The sequence below is a fragment of the Stenotrophomonas sp. YJH_SMC_48-3 genome (assembly GCF_059369375.1).
The window spans coordinates 44,143-57,884 of the sequence record NZ_JCAFSQ010000006.1 but is presented as its reverse complement, the minus strand read 5'-3'; the positions used below and the strand labels follow the sequence as shown (position 1 = coordinate 57,884).

Here is a 13,742-nt window from a genome sequence, read left to right as displayed (position 1 = left end):
TTTTCCAGCATCACAGATGGCCATGAGCACCACTGTCTACGGTTTGAAGAACTGCGATACCTGCAAGAAGGCGACCAAGTGGCTGGACCGCTTCGGCGTGCCGTACACCTTCGTCGACTACCGCGACAACAAGCCCAGCCCGGAAACGCTGCTGGAATGGGCCGCGCAGCTGGGGGGGCTGGCGGCGATGGTGAACAAGTCCTCCACCACCTGGCGGCAGCTGCCGGACAACCGCAAGGCCGCAGACTCCGAGGCCGAATGGAAGCTGCTGCTGCGCGAGTACCCGCAGCTGATCAAGCGCCCGCTGGTGGTCACGGCCGACGGCAAGGCCAGCCAGGGTTTCAGTGACAACGGCTTCAAGGCCCGCTTCGGCGTGGGCCAGTCATGAGTGCCGTCCTCGACCTGGCCTGCGAGCTGATCGCGCGCCCCTCGGTTACCCCGGACGACGCCGGCTGCCAGGCACTGCTGGCGGCGCGGTTGAAGCAGGCAGGGTTCCACTGTGACCAGCTGCGTCTGGGTGAGGTCGACAACCTGTGGGCGACCCACGGCCAGGGTGCGCCGGTGCTGGTGCTGCTGGGCCATACCGACGTGGTGCCCACCGGCCCGCGCGAGGCCTGGACCAGCGATCCGTTCACGCCGCAGATCCGCGATGGCGTGCTGTATGGCCGTGGCGCCGCCGACATGAAGGGCAGCGTGGCCGCGTTCGTGGTGGCCGCCGAGCAGTTCGTCGCCGCGCATCCCGATCACCCCGGCACGCTGGCGGTGCTGCTGACCAGCGACGAGGAAGGCGACGCGATCGATGGCGTGCGCCACGTCGCGCGCCTGTTCGCCGAGCGCGGCCAGCGCATCGACTGGTGCATTACCGGCGAGCCATCATCGACAGCAGCGCTGGGCGACCTGCTGCGCGTCGGGCGTCGTGGCAGCCTGTCGGCCAAGCTGCGCGTGCAGGGCGTGCAGGGCCACGTGGCGTATCCGGAAAAGGCACGCAACCCGATCCACCAGGCGGCTCCGGCCCTGGCCGAACTGAGTGCGCGGCGCTGGGACGAGGGGTACGAGAGTTTCCCGCCGACCAGCCTGCAGATCTCCAACATCCGTGCCGGCACCGGCGCCAACAACGTGATTCCCGGGGAGCTGGAGGTCGATTTCAACATCCGCTACAACCCGCACTGGGATGCGCCGAAGCTGGAAACGGAGATCACCGCGCTGCTGGACCGGCACGGCCTGCAGTACGCGCTGAAGTGGCATCGCAGTGGCGAGCCGTTCTACACCCCGGAAGGCACGCTGCGCGCCACCGCACGCGCGGTGCTGGCCGAGCACATCGGTCGTGCCCCTGAGGAAAGCACCGGTGGCGGCACCTCCGATGCACGCTTCATCGCGCCGCTGGGTGCGCAGTGCATCGAAGTGGGGCCAGTCAACGCCAGCATCCACCAGGTGGATGAGAACGTGCGCGTGGATGATCTGGAAGCGTTGCCGGGGCTTTACCAGCGCCTGGTGGAACGGCTGCTGGCGTGAGGCATGGCGCCGGGCACGGCCCGGCGCTCCCCCTGTGAGTGCCGACTGCTGGGTGCCGACCGTTGGTCGGCACACCTTCACCTGGTTGCCAATGCAACGGTTGCGCAGCGCCGGAATCCGGGGTAGGGTCGATGCCATGTCGATCCGCCTGGCCACCGCCGTCAATAGCAACAACCGCAATAATCTGCGCGCGAATAATCGTGCGCGGCCGATGCGGGACTGCGCCCTGGGTAGATAGACAGCAACACACGCCCGGACACCAGAAAACCCGCATCGGTCGATGCGGGTTTTTTTGTGCCCGGGCGCAGCCCCACCCGGGCCTGGATGGCCGGTCGAACACCCTCCCACCCGTGAAATTCCCCCAACAGGAGCTCCCCCCATGTGTTCGATATTCGGAATCTTCGGCCTGCAGGCCGGTGACGATCTTCCGGCTCTGCGCCGCCATGCGCTGGAACTGTCGCAGCGCCAGCGCCACCGCGGCCCGGACTGGAGCGGCGTGTATCTTGACGAAGGTGCGCTGCTGGTCCACGAGCGGCTGGCCATCGTCGACCCGGCCGGTGGCTCGCAGCCGCTGCTGTCGGCCGATGGCCAGCTGGCGCTGGCGGTGAACGGCGAGATCTACAACCACCAGCAGTTGAAGGCCACGCTGACCACCGCCTACGACTTCCAGACGGGTTCGGACTGCGAGGTGATCAACGCGCTTTACCGCCAAGGCGGATCGCCGGCGCAGTGGCTGGAGCAGCTCAACGGCATCTTCGCCTTCGCGCTGTGGGACCGTGATGCCGGCCGCGTGCTGGTGGCGCGCGATCCGATCGGCGTGGTGCCGTTGTACTGGGGCCACGATGCCCAGGGCCGCCTGCGCGTGGCCTCGGAAATGAAGGCGCTGGTCGATACCTGTGCCGATGTCGCGCAGTTCCCGCCGGGCCACTATTTCGACAGCGCCAGTGGCGAGCTGGTGCGCTACTACCAGCAGTCGTGGCGCGCCTACGCTGACGTGCAGGGGCGCCAGGCCGATCTGGCCGAACTGCGCCAGGCCTTCGAGCATGCGGTGGAACGCCAGTTGATGAGCGACGTGCCATACGGCGTGCTGCTGTCCGGTGGCCTGGACTCGTCGCTGGTGGCGGCGGTGGCTGCGCGCTATGCACGTCGCCGCATCGAGGATGGCGGGCAGACCGAAGCCTGGTGGCCGCGCCTGCATTCGTTCGCGATCGGCTTGAGGGGCTCGCCCGATCTGGCTGCCGCTGCCATTGCTGCCGAAGCGCTGGGTACCGTGCATCACGGCTTCGAGTACACCTTCGAGGAAGGCCTCGATGCGTTGCCGGAAGTGATCCGCCACATCGAAACCTACGACGTCACCACCATCCGCGCCTCGACGCCGATGTTCCTGCTGGCGCGGCGGATCAAGGCGATGGGGGTGAAGATGGTGCTCTCCGGCGAGGGCAGCGACGAGATCTTTGGTGGCTACCTGTATTTCCACAAGGCGCCGGATGCGCGTGAATTCCACGAGGAGCTGGTGCGCAAGCTCGACGCGCTGCACAACTACGACTGCCTGCGTGCCAACAAGTCGATGATGGCCTGGGGCGTGGAGCCACGCGTGCCGTTCCTCGACCGCGAATTCCTCGACGTGGCGATGCGCTTCGATGCCGCGCACAAGATGGTGGGCGCCGGCTTTGGCGGTCGCCGCATCGAAAAGGCGGTGCTGCGCGAGGCGTTCGACGGCTACCTGCCGGACAGCATCCTGTGGCGGCAGAAGGAACAGTTCAGCGATGGCGTCGGCTACGGCTGGATCGACGGGCTGAAGGCACATGCCGAGGCGCAGGTGAGCGACCGTGTACTGGCTGCGGCCGACAAGCGCTTCCCGCACAACCCGCCACAGACCAAGGAGGCGTACTACTACCGCCACCTGTTCGAGCAGTTCTTCCCCAGCCGCGCAGCCGCAGAGACCGTGCCGGGTGGCAAGTCCATCGCCTGTTCGTCGCCCGCGGCCATTGCCTGGGACGCCAGCTTCGCCGCGGCTGCAGATCCCTCGGGCCGCGCGATCGCCGGCGTGCACGAGCAGGCACTGGCGTAATGCTTCCGCCGGGCACGGCCCGGTGCTACCGAGCGATGGTAGCGCCGGGCCATGCCCGGCGGGCACAAACGACTTAATCCCCTCCGTCCCCTTTTTGTATGATCGCCCCCTGCGCATTGGGGAATGTTCATGGACGCACAGCGCGGGGGGCACCCGTCGCCGACGAAGTGGGGATGGCGCTACCTGGCCTGGGCTGGGGTGCCGTTGCTGGCCGGCGTGCTGCTGGCGCGCTATGCCGGGCCGGCCGCCCCCGAGGCGGTTGCGCGTACCACGGTCGCTGCCGAAGGCAGCTGGGCACGGCATCTGGCGTCACCGCTGGGCCTGTTCCTGCTGCAGCTGCTGGTGCTGTTGCTGGTAGCCAAGGGCGCCGGTGCGCTGCTGAAGCGGCTGGGGCAGCCGGCGGTGATCGGCGAGATGGCCGCCGGCCTGATGATGGGGCCGCTGGTGCTCGGCAGCCTGCTGCCGCAGCTGCAGGGTGCGCTGTTCCCGGCCAGTTCGCTGGGCCCTCTGGGCATGCTCAGCCAGCTGGGCGTGCTGATGTTTCTGCTGGTGGCCGGCGCCGAACTGGACCTGGCGGCACTGCGCGGCCGCCGGCGTTTCGCCTTCACGGTCAGCCATGCCGGCATCGCGGTGCCGTTCGTGCTCGGCGTCGCGTTGGCGATCTGGCTGTACCCGCAGCACGGCCCGCAGGGCGTGGGCTTCACCGCATTCGCGCTTTTCGTTGGCATATCGATGAGCATCACCGCGTTCCCGGTGCTGCTGCGCATCCTCGCCGACCGTGGCATCACGCAGACGCCGCTGGGCCAGACCGCCATCGCCTGCGCGGCTTTGGGCGATGCCACCGCATGGTGCCTGCTGGCACTGATCGTGGCGGCGGCACAGGCCAGCGGCTGGCTGCCGGCCAGTCTCAATCTGCTGTGCGTGGTCGCCTTCGTGGTGCTGATGCTGGGGCTGGTGAAGCCGTGGTTCGCTCGCCAGGAGATTGCGCCGGGCCGTGAGGGGCGCTGGCTGCTCGGCATCCTGCTGCTGTCGCTGGGTAGTGCCCTGATCACCGAAATGCTGGGCATCCACGCGCTGTTCGGTGCGTTCGCTGCGGGCGTGGCGGTGTCGTCCAACGCGCAGCTGCGCGGCCTGTTGATGGCCCGCGTCGAACCGTTCGCGGTGACCCTGCTGCTGCCGCTGTTCTTCGCCATGACTGGCCTTCGCATGCGCGCCGACGCGCTGCAGGCCAGCGACATCGTGCTGTGTGGTGTGGTGATCGCAGTGGCCGCGACCGGCAAGCTGCTGGGTACCTTCAGCGCCGCGCGCAGTGCCGGCATGCCCACCCGTGAGGCGTGGCGGCTGGGTGCACTGATGAACACCCGTGGCCTGATGGAGCTGATCGTGCTCAACCTGGGTTACGAACTTGGCCTGCTCGGTGACCGCCTGTTCGCGGTGCTGGTGATCATGGCGCTGGTGACAACGGCGATGACCGGGCCACTGCTGAACCTGATCGAGCGGCGCAGGGGCTGAGCGTCGAACGGTAGTGCCGGCCGCTGGCCGGCAACCTCATGATGCTGGACGCACCTACATGGATGCCGGCCAGCGGCCGGCACTACCGCGATGCCGGCACCAGCGTCATCGTGTGCTGCGGCTTGCCCGGCAGGAACGGCGTCGGCCGCCCATGCACCCAGTCTTCGTGGCCGGCGCCCCAGTACGGCGACAGCGGGTGCCCGCTCTGGCCGCCGGGCATATGCACGATGCCGTCGGCCTCGTGCCCGGGCGAAACCACCATGCGCTCGGAAGCACCGAAGCCCGGCGTCTGCACGCGCGGCATGTCGCGGTCGCCGGGCAGGCGGTCGGCCGGCATGCACAGCCAGTGTTTGGCGATGTCCGGCAGCGCCCGTGCGATGGGGTGGCAGATCGCCGCCGTATTGCGTTCGCCCCAGCTGCGCTTGGCCAGTGGGCCCTGCCTGGCCAGCTCGCTCTCGGTGCGGCGTGCGGCGTCGATCAGCAGCGCATCCCAGCTGTCGAAGGCCGGTGGCAGCAGATTGGCCGGACGCTGCTGCAGCATCGGCCAGGCCACGCCTTCCAGCTGCGCCAGGCGCGGCTCCAGATAGTCATCGCCCAGCTGCGCATTGGCCGGTGCCAGCAGTGCATTGGACAGTGTTGTCATCACCTGCGTACGGAACTCGCGCACCACCCGGTAGCTGACCGAGCTGGCCGAGGCACGGCCGTCCCATTGATGGCTGGCCTCCTTCAAACGCTTCAGTGCAGGGTCGTCACTGCGCTCGATGACGTCGTGCAGCAGGGCCCACCAGCGCTGCAGGAACACCGCGCGATCGTCGAGCTGGATCGCCAGCAGGTCGTGCTCGTCGAAGCGCTCCTGGATCGCCAGCAGGTCACGGATCTGCCGCGCCCGTGCTCCCAGGTCATAGCCACCGTTGCCGACGCTGGCCAGTGCCTCGCCGTCGAGGACGCGGCCGTTGGCGGTCCACAGGCGGTGGTTGGGAGGATCGATCAATGCCGGTGAAGCATCGCTGCGGATCGGCCACGGCGCACAGTCCTGGTTGTTGCCGGCACTGAAGCCGGCCGGCGCGCAGCCCGGACCGCGATCCGGGCGGGCGCCGATCAGCCGCCAGGCGATGCGTCCGCTGCGGTCGCCGACCACCAGGTTCTGCGCGGGGATGCCGGCGCGGTCGGCGAACTTCAGTGCAGCGTCCAGATCGCCAGCGCGGGCCAGGTCACCGAAGTCCAGCCGCACCGCGCCGGGCAGGTGGGCGACCCAACGCAGCGCGTCACCGCTGCCATCGGCATGGGCGTGCAGGATCGGGCCCCAGGCGGTTTCGCGTACCGGGAACAGCACGTCGGCCTGGCCGGCCACCGCAATCCGCTCTTCATGCACGGTCACCTCGGCATTGGCCGGTTCCGAGCGGTAATCGGCGGTGTCGATGTAGCTGTTGGTGAAGCCCCAGGCGACGTGCCCGTTGCTGCCGACGATCACCGCCGGCAGGCCGGGCAGCGAGAAGCCGGTGACGTCGACCTGGCCGCCGGCAGCTTGTGGGTCGGGGTAGCGCAGGCGCACGCGGAACCACAGGCCGGGTGCACGCAGGCCCAGGTGCATGTCGTCGGCAACGATGGCGCGGCCGTCGGCGGTGAGTGCACCGGCCACCGCGAAGTTGTTGCTGCCGATGACGTCGGCTTCTTCCTGTTCTGTGCCCGACTTTCCCTTCAGCGTGCGCAGGTCCAGCTGGCTGGCATCGGGCAGGGGGGCATTGCCGGTGGGTTCGCCGAACAGCGGGGCATCCCATTCGGTGCCATCGTGGGCAATCAACGCATACAGCGCCGGAGGTACCACTGCGCGGATGCGGCTGAGCGCAAGCTCGGTCTGGTTGCCGGGGTCCTGCAGGTCGGCGTACATGGCCAGCCCGGTCAGCACGCTGTCGCTGGCCTGCCACGGTTGCGGCGGTTGCCGCAGCAGCAGGTAGGCCCACGGGCGCACGGAGAGATCGGCCAGGCCTTCGTTGACGCCGTCCACGTAGGCACGCACGGCATCGCCGTTGTCGCCCAATGCAGCGTCCAGCTGCGCTTCGGTGCGTGCACGCAGGCGATGCACGCGCATGCGTTTGTCGGCGTCGATGGCCTTCGGCCCGAACAGCGCCGACAGTTCGCCGGCGGCGCTACGGCGCATCAGGTCCATCTCGAAATAGCGTTCCTGCGCATGCACGCGGCCCAATGCGCGCATCGCGTCGGCCTGGCTGCCGGCGGTGATGGTGACCACGCCCAGCGCATCGCGCTCGATGGTGACCGGCGCGGCCAGCCCCAGCAAGGCATGCTCGCCGTCCAGGTCGGCCAGGCTGCCCCGCAGCAGGAGCCACAGGACCAGTGCGGCGATCAGCACGATGGCGATCACTATGCCCAGCACCCAACGCCATGTACGTCGCATCGCACGTCCTTTCCGAACTCGTGGGCCGATTGTAGCCGCAGGCGCAACTGCGACTGATTCCGATTAGATCACCGTACTTTGAAATGCGGCACCCTATGCCGCATCGATTCACAGGAGCCCCCCATGAAAGGCAACCCGGACGTCATCGCCTGCCTGAAGGAACTGCTGCGCGGCGAGCTCGCTGCCCGCGACCAGTACTTCATCCATTCCCGCCGCTACGAGGACCAGGGCCTGTTCGCGCTGTACGAACGCCTGAACCACGAGATGGAAGAGGAAACCCAGCATGCCGATGCGCTGCTGCGCCGGATCCTGTTCCTGGGGGGCGACCCGGACATGCGCCCGCATGCCACCGAGCCGGGCAAGACCGTGGAGGAGATGCTGCAGAAGGATCTCGACACTGAATACGCGGTTCGGAACAATCTCGCCGCCGGCATGAAGCTATGCGAGGAGAAGGGCGATTACGTGAGCCGCGACATCCTGCTGGCGCAGCTGAAGGACACCGAGGAAGACCATGCCTGGTGGCTGGAACAGCAGCTGGGCCTGATCAAGCGCATCGGCCTGGAGCTGTACCAGCTGAGCAAGATCGACGGCAACGGCGCCCCGGCGCACTGACCGGCACCGCTTTTTGTAGAGCCGAGCCAATGCTCGGCTGCCTTCCGGTAGAGCCGACCGCTGGTCGGCCGCTTTTCGGTAAAGCAGCCGACTGACAGTCGGCTCTACCAAGAGCAAAGAGCAGCCGACCAGCAATCGGCTCTACCAGAAGCACGGCGTTCTGTCGCCCGCCAGCACCGGAGCATCGCCAGCCAGCCTTCGCCAGCCAGCTGCTCCACCGCCCGCCAGCCGACAACGAAAAAGCCGGGGAATGCCCCGGCTTTTTCGTGTCTGATCCCCGGCGAGGCGTGTCAACCAAGGTTGACACCCGCCAGGGGCAGGGCCCCAGCTCTCACTCCACCGACAGCCCTTCCACCTTCTGCCAGCCGCGCGGCAGCAGGTGGCCGCGGGTGGCGCGGGCGCCGAGGTAGGCATCCAGCTCGTTGAACTTCAGGCCCATGGTGCGCTGGCCGCTGCGCACCTGCAGGGTCTGCCCCGGGCTGATCGCCACGATGGCGACCACGCGTTCGGTGGCGAGCTTGGCCTTCGGGATCTCGATGATCTTGTTGCCCTTGCCCTTGTCCAGTTCCGGCAGGTCGTTGGCGGCGATCGCCAACAGGTTGCCCGAACTGGTCACCGCCACGATGCGGTCGGTGGCGACGTTGGCGACCACCGACGGGGTCAGCACCGACGAGCCCGCCGACAGGTTCAGCATCGCCTTGCCGGCCTTGTTGCGGCCGATCAGGTTCTCGAAGCGGGTGACGAAGCCATAGCCGTGGCTGGAAGCCAGCACGAAGCGGGTGTCCGGTTCGGCGCTGGCCAGGGTCACGAAGCTGGTGCCCGGTGCCGGCGAGAAGCGGCCGGTCAGCGGTTCGCCATTGCCACGCGCGGAGGGCAGGGTGTGCACCGGCGTCGAGTAGGCGCGGCCTTCGCTGTCGAGGAACGCGACCTGCTGGGTGCTGCGTGCGCGCACCGCGCCCTGCAGCCCGTCGCCTTCACGGTACGACAGTGCGGATGCATCGACGTCGTGGCCCTTGGCGGCGCGGATCCAGCCCTTCTCCGACAGCACCACGGTCATCGGTTCGCTCGGCACCAGCTCGGTCTCGTCGATGGCCTGCGCCGCCTGGCGCTGCACCAGCGGCGAACGGCGTGCGTCGCCGAACTTCCTGGCGTCGGCGGTCAGTTCATCGCGGATCAGCTTCTTCAGCTTGGCCTTGCTGTCCAGGATGCCGAGGATCTTCTCGCGCTCCTTGGCCAGTTCATCCTGCTCGCCGCGGATCTTCATTTCCTCCAGGCGGGCCAGCTGCTTCAGCTTGGTTTCCAGGATGTACTCGGCCTGTTCCTCGGACAGGCCGAAGCGCGCGATCAGCGCGGCCTTCGGCTCGTCTTCGGTACGGATGATATGGATCACCTCGTCCAGGTTGAGGAAGGCGACCAGCAGGCCTTCCAGCAGGTGCAGGCGATGCTCGACCTTCTGCAGGCGGTGCTGCAGGCGGCGGGTGACGGTGTTGCTGCGGAAGGTCAGCCATTCGCTGAGCAGCATCTTCAGGTTCTTCACCTGCGGACGGCCGTCCAGCCCGATCACGTTGAGGTTGACGCGGTAGCTGCGCTCCAGGTCCGTGGTGGCGAACAGGTGGCCCATCAACTGGTCGGCGTCGACGCGGTTGGAACGCGGCACCAGCACCACGCGCACCGGATTGGCGTGGTCGGATTCATCACGGATGTCCTCCAGCCACGGCAGCTTCTTGGCGCGCATCTGCGCGGCGATCTGCTCGATCACCTTCGACGGCGACACCTGGAACGGCAGCGCCGTGATCACGATGTTGCTGGCTTCCTTGGTGAAGGTCGCGCGTGCACGCACGCTGCCGTTGCCAGTCTCGTAGATGTTGCGCAGGTCATTGGCCGCGGTGATGATCTCGGCGCTGGACGGGTAGTCCGGGCCCTGCACGTGTTCGCACAGGTCGCGCACGGTGGCGTCGGGGTTGTCCAGCAGGTGCAGCAGCGCACTGACGATCTCGTTGAGATTGTGCGGCGGCACGTCGGTGGCCATGCCCACGGCGATGCCGGTGGTGCCGTTGAGCAGCAGGTGCGGGAGCCGCGCCGGCATCCAGGTCGGTTCCTGCAGGGTGCCGTCGAAGTTCGGTGCCCAGTCGGTGGTGCCCTGGCCCAGTTCGCCCAGCAGCACTTCGGCGATCGGGGTCAGCTTGGATTCGGTGTAACGCATCGCCGCGAACGACTTGGGGTCGTCGCTGGAGCCGAAGTTGCCCTGGCCCTCGATCAGCGGGTAGCGGTACGAGAACGGCTGTGCCATCAGCACCAGCGCCTCGTAGCACGCGCTGTCGCCGTGCGGGTGGTACTTGCCGATGACGTCGCCGACGGTGCGCGCGGACTTCTTCGGCTTGGACGCGGCATTCAGGCCCAGCTCGCTCATCGAATAGATGATGCGGCGCTGCACCGGCTTCAGGCCGTCGCCGATGAACGGCAGGGCGCGGTCCAGGACCACGTACATCGAGTAGTCGAGGTAGGCGCGTTCGGCGTACTCGCGCAGCGGCAGTTGTTCGAATCCGTGGAACACGGGACGGGCAAGTTCGGTCATGCGGCGTTGTTACCTATGTCGGGAGGCGGCGACGGCGGTCGCCGCTCGCAATCCTGTGATTATCCGGATGCGGCGGGGGATGCCAAGCCGCGCGCAGGGTCCAGCCCGGTTTCCAGGCCGTGGCCGGCCCGCGCCAGGTAGCGCCCCGGCGGCAGCCCGAAGTGGCGGCGGAACACGGTGACGAACGCGCTGGCGCTGCTGAAGCCCAGTGCGTGGGCGATGTCGGCCACGCTGCGGCCCTCGGTCAGCTGGCGCAACGCCTCGGACAGGCGGGCCTGTTGCCGCCACTGGGCGAAGCTGAGCGTGGTCTCGTCGCGGAAGTGACGGGTCAGGCTGCGCGGCGACAGGCCGGCCCAGTGGGCCCATTCGGCCAGGCTGCGCTCGTCGGACGGGTCGGCCAGCAGCTGCGAGGCGATCTTCAGCAGGCGCCGGTCGTGGGGCATCGGCAGATGCATGCGCTGACGCGGCGCGGTGCGGATCTCGTCCAGCAGCACCTCGATGATGTGCTGGCGCTCGGGCGTGGTGTCATAGCCCAGCGGCCATTCGCAGATGCGCTCGGCCAGCGCCTGCGCCAGCTTGGACAGGCCCAGCACGCAGGGGTCGGCGGGCAGGGTGGCACAGGCGGGTGCGGCCAGCGCCATGCCCCAGCCACGCAGCGGCCCGTCGAGGGTGACCGTGTGCGGCTCCAGCGGCGGCATCCAGCCGGCCGAACCCGGCGCCAGCGACCAGGTGCCGTGCGAGGTGCGGGTGGTCAGCAGGCCACGCTCCACGTAGATCAGTTGCGCGCGCTGGTGATGGTGCCAGTCCACCTCACGGACCAGTCCCTGCGGGCTGTCGAAGCGGTAGGCGACCACCGATGGGCCGTCGTTGCGCTCGAACCAGTCCAGCGCGTCGTCGCGCAGCAGGCGCTTGGGAGGGGGGATTTCTGCCTTGTTCATCATATCCGCTGGCTGAAATGTGTCATCCATTGGCTGAATTGTACTACCGGGCCAGCTGACCAGGTCATTAAGGTAGGCGCCTTCACCGATCCAGCCCATTGCTGCAACACAGCATTCGATGCCAGATCGAATATTTCCATTGAGAAATATTTTTTTTGGAAGAGAATGCTCCCCCATGATCTGTCCTGCAACCACTCCTCCCAGCTTCGGCCTGCTGCTGCGCCAGGTGCGCGACGGGCTGGTCCGCCAACTCGACGCGTCCATGGCGGAAGAAGACCTGGGCATCGGCTTCACCCACTACATCGGGTTGAAGGTGCTTTCCAACATGGCGCCGTGCACCGCCAACGAACTGGCCCAGGCCATCGACCAGGTGCCCAGCGCCGTGACCCGGCTGCTGGACAAGCTGGAGGCACTGGGCTGCGTCCGTCGCCAACCGCATGCCCAGGACCGTCGTGCGCTGCAGATCGTGCTGACCGATGAAGGCCGCGCGTTGTGGGCGCGGCTGAAGCTGCGCGGCGACGCGGTGATGGATTACGCCCTGCGTGATCTCTCAACCGACGAGCGCACGCTGCTGCTGTCCCTCCTTACCCGAATCCGCGATTCCTTGACGACCCCATGAACCCGATCCCGCATTTCACTTTCCGCCGGTCCGGGCGCACGCTGCTGGTGTCAGCGCTGGCCCTGGCCCTGGGCGCCTGTGCCAGCAGTCGTGGCCTCAATCCGCAGGGCCACGTGCTGGATGTGGACAGCCTGCACAGCGAACGCACCCTGGCCGACACCGACCTGAGCGCCACCGGCTTCCCGGCGCAGGACTGGTGGAAGGCGCTGGGCGATGCGCAGCTGGACGCGCTGGTCGCCGAGGGCCTGGCCGGCCACCCGAGCCTGGACGCCGCCGACGCGCGCCTGCGCCAGGCCCAGGCCCAGGTCGGCACTGCGCGTGCCGACGAACTGCCGAGCCTGTCGGTGTCCGGTGGCTACACCGGCCTGCGCCTGCCTGAGTCGATGGCAGGCAGCGAGATCGGTGGCCATTACGCCGGCAGCAGCCAGGTCGCCTTCGACTTCAGCTACGGCGTGGACCTGTGGGGCGGCAAGCGCGCCGCCTGGGAAGCCGCCGTGGACGGTGCGCACGCCGCCACCGTTGAAGCGCAGGCCGCCCGCCTGAACCTGTCCACTGGCATCACCCAGGCCTATGCCGACCTGGCCTACGCGTGGCAGCTCAACGACGTGGCCGAGGAAGAGCTGAGCCGTTCGCAGAAGTCACTTGAGCTGACCCGCCAGCGCCGCCGCGCCGGCATCGACAGTGATCTGCAGGTGCGCCAGGCCGAGGCCCGCGTGCCGGCCGCGCAGCAGCAGGTGCAGGCCGCCCAGCAGCGTATCGACGCCGCCCGCACCGCACTGGCCGCGCTGGTCGGCAAGGGCCCGGACCGTGGCCTGTCGATCCAGCGCCCGCAGCCGCTGAATCCGGTGGCACTGCAGCTGCCGGGCGTGCTGCCCAGCGAACTGCTTGGCCGCCGCCCCGACATCGTGGCCGCACGCTGGCGCGTTGAAGCGGCCGACAAGCAGATCAAGGTTGCCAAGACCAGGTTCTACCCGAGCTTCAACCTGACCGCGCTGGCCGGCGTGGTCGCCCCGAATGTGGGCGACCTGCTGAAGAGCAGTTCCACCTTCGCCTATATCGGCCCGGCGCTGAGCCTGCCGATCTTCGAGGGCGGCAAGCTGCGCGCCAACCTGGCCAATACCGATGCGCAGTACGACCTGGCGGTGGCCAACTACAACCAGACCGTGCTCGATGCGCTGCGTGATGTGGCCGACCAGGTCAACGCGGTGCGCTCGCTGGCACAGCAGGCGCAGTCGCAGCAGCAGGCGGTGGACACCGCACGCGCTGCCTTCGACCTGGCCCAGCAGCGCTACCGCGCCGGCATCGGCAGCTACCTGGACGTGCTGACCGCGCAGTCCACCCTGCTGCAGTCGCAGCAGCAGCTGGCCGGCCTGCAGTCGCAGCAGGTGCAGTCCTCGGTGCGCCTGAGCAAGGCGCTGGGCGGTGGTTTCCAGCCCACTGACGCCGACCGCGCACCGATCGCCTCCCATTCCGATTCCTCGCATTCCTGA

Annotated in this window: 10 protein-coding genes; 7 read left to right on the top strand and 3 right to left on the bottom strand. The window is 68.0% G+C overall.

The window, feature by feature from the left end; all coding sequences use genetic code 11:
* Positions 1 to 16 precede the first annotated feature (16 nt).
* From AC5P65_RS11270 to AC5P65_RS11255, 4 genes are all read left to right on the top strand, one after another.
* Positions 17 to 388 carry an arsenate reductase gene (locus AC5P65_RS11270; protein WP_021204138.1) on the top strand — a complete coding sequence of 124 codons (372 nt, stop codon included), beginning with the start codon at positions 17 to 19 and terminating at the stop codon, positions 386 to 388.
* Complete coding sequence (dapE, locus tag AC5P65_RS11265) at positions 385 to 1,512, top strand: succinyl-diaminopimelate desuccinylase (RefSeq protein ID WP_111101732.1); 1,128 nt, start codon at positions 385 to 387, stop codon at positions 1,510 to 1,512. Before AC5P65_RS11270 ends, dapE begins: the two co-directional genes overlap by 4 nt.
* Positions 1,513 to 1,891: 379 nt before the next feature.
* Positions 1,892 to 3,583 carry an asparagine synthase B gene (asnB, locus tag AC5P65_RS11260; protein ID WP_111097789.1) on the top strand — a complete coding sequence of 564 codons (1,692 nt, stop codon included), beginning with the start codon at positions 1,892 to 1,894 and terminating at the stop codon, positions 3,581 to 3,583.
* A gap of 123 nt (positions 3,584 to 3,706) precedes the next feature.
* The gene (locus AC5P65_RS11255) at positions 3,707 to 5,095 is read left to right on the top strand and encodes a cation:proton antiporter domain-containing protein (protein WP_456115417.1); all 1,389 of its coding nucleotides are present in this window, start codon (positions 3,707 to 3,709) and stop codon (positions 5,093 to 5,095) included.
* A gap of 82 nt (positions 5,096 to 5,177) precedes the next feature.
* On the opposite strand, the gene AC5P65_RS11250 is transcribed toward AC5P65_RS11255, so the two are convergent.
* Positions 5,178 to 7,508 (bottom strand): penicillin acylase family protein, encoded by a 2,331-nt coding sequence (locus AC5P65_RS11250; RefSeq protein WP_456115418.1) that lies wholly within the window; start codon positions 7,506 to 7,508, stop codon positions 5,178 to 5,180.
* 123 nt (positions 7,509 to 7,631) lie between these two features.
* Here AC5P65_RS11250 and bfr point away from each other — a divergent pair, with 123 nt between their 5' ends.
* Complete coding sequence (bfr, locus tag AC5P65_RS11245) at positions 7,632 to 8,120, top strand: bacterioferritin (RefSeq protein WP_005408763.1); 489 nt, start codon at positions 7,632 to 7,634, stop codon at positions 8,118 to 8,120.
* Positions 8,121 to 8,451: 331 nt separating this feature from the next.
* Here bfr and parC read toward each other — a convergent pair whose 3' ends face one another.
* Positions 8,452 to 10,695 (bottom strand): DNA topoisomerase IV subunit A, encoded by a 2,244-nt coding sequence (parC, locus tag AC5P65_RS11240; RefSeq protein ID WP_111102056.1) that lies wholly within the window; start codon positions 10,693 to 10,695, stop codon positions 8,452 to 8,454.
* Between the two features lie 59 nt (positions 10,696 to 10,754).
* The gene (locus tag AC5P65_RS11235) at positions 10,755 to 11,636 is read right to left on the bottom strand and encodes a helix-turn-helix domain-containing protein (RefSeq protein ID WP_026346921.1); all 882 of its coding nucleotides are present in this window, start codon (positions 11,634 to 11,636) and stop codon (positions 10,755 to 10,757) included.
* 172 nt (positions 11,637 to 11,808) lie between these two features.
* On the opposite strand from AC5P65_RS11235, the gene emrR reads away from it, so the two are divergent.
* Positions 11,809 to 12,252, top strand: coding sequence for a multidrug efflux system transcriptional regulator EmrR (emrR, locus tag AC5P65_RS11230; RefSeq protein WP_019659100.1), 444 nt, complete (start codon positions 11,809 to 11,811; stop codon positions 12,250 to 12,252).
* Positions 12,249 to 13,742: a multidrug efflux transporter outer membrane subunit EmrC gene (emrC, locus tag AC5P65_RS11225; protein ID WP_197575493.1), complete on the top strand. Its 1,494-nt coding sequence runs from the start codon at positions 12,249 to 12,251 to the stop codon at positions 13,740 to 13,742. The genes emrR and emrC overlap by 4 nt, the downstream gene beginning before the upstream one ends.

Bases quoted from the DNA above. Each gene is read 5' to 3' on its own strand.
- AC5P65_RS11270 (WP_021204138.1), top strand. From the start codon at position 17: ATGGCCATGAGCACCACTGTCTACGGTTTGAAGAACTGCGATACCTGC.
- dapE (WP_111101732.1), top strand. From the start codon at position 385: ATGAGTGCCGTCCTCGACCTGGCCTGCGAGCTGATCGCGCGCCCCTCG.
- asnB (WP_111097789.1), top strand. From the start codon at position 1,892: ATGTGTTCGATATTCGGAATCTTCGGCCTGCAGGCCGGTGACGATCTT.
- AC5P65_RS11255 (WP_456115417.1), top strand. From the start codon at position 3,707: ATGTTCATGGACGCACAGCGCGGGGGGCACCCGTCGCCGACGAAGTGG.
- AC5P65_RS11250 (WP_456115418.1), bottom strand. From the start codon at position 7,508: ATGCGACGTACATGGCGTTGGGTGCTGGGCATAGTGATCGCCATCGTG.
- bfr (WP_005408763.1), top strand. From the start codon at position 7,632: ATGAAAGGCAACCCGGACGTCATCGCCTGCCTGAAGGAACTGCTGCGC.
- parC (WP_111102056.1), bottom strand. From the start codon at position 10,695: ATGACCGAACTTGCCCGTCCCGTGTTCCACGGATTCGAACAACTGCCG.
- AC5P65_RS11235 (WP_026346921.1), bottom strand. From the start codon at position 11,636: ATGATGAACAAGGCAGAAATCCCCCCTCCCAAGCGCCTGCTGCGCGAC.
- emrR (WP_019659100.1), top strand. From the start codon at position 11,809: ATGATCTGTCCTGCAACCACTCCTCCCAGCTTCGGCCTGCTGCTGCGC.
- emrC (WP_197575493.1), top strand. From the start codon at position 12,249: ATGAACCCGATCCCGCATTTCACTTTCCGCCGGTCCGGGCGCACGCTG.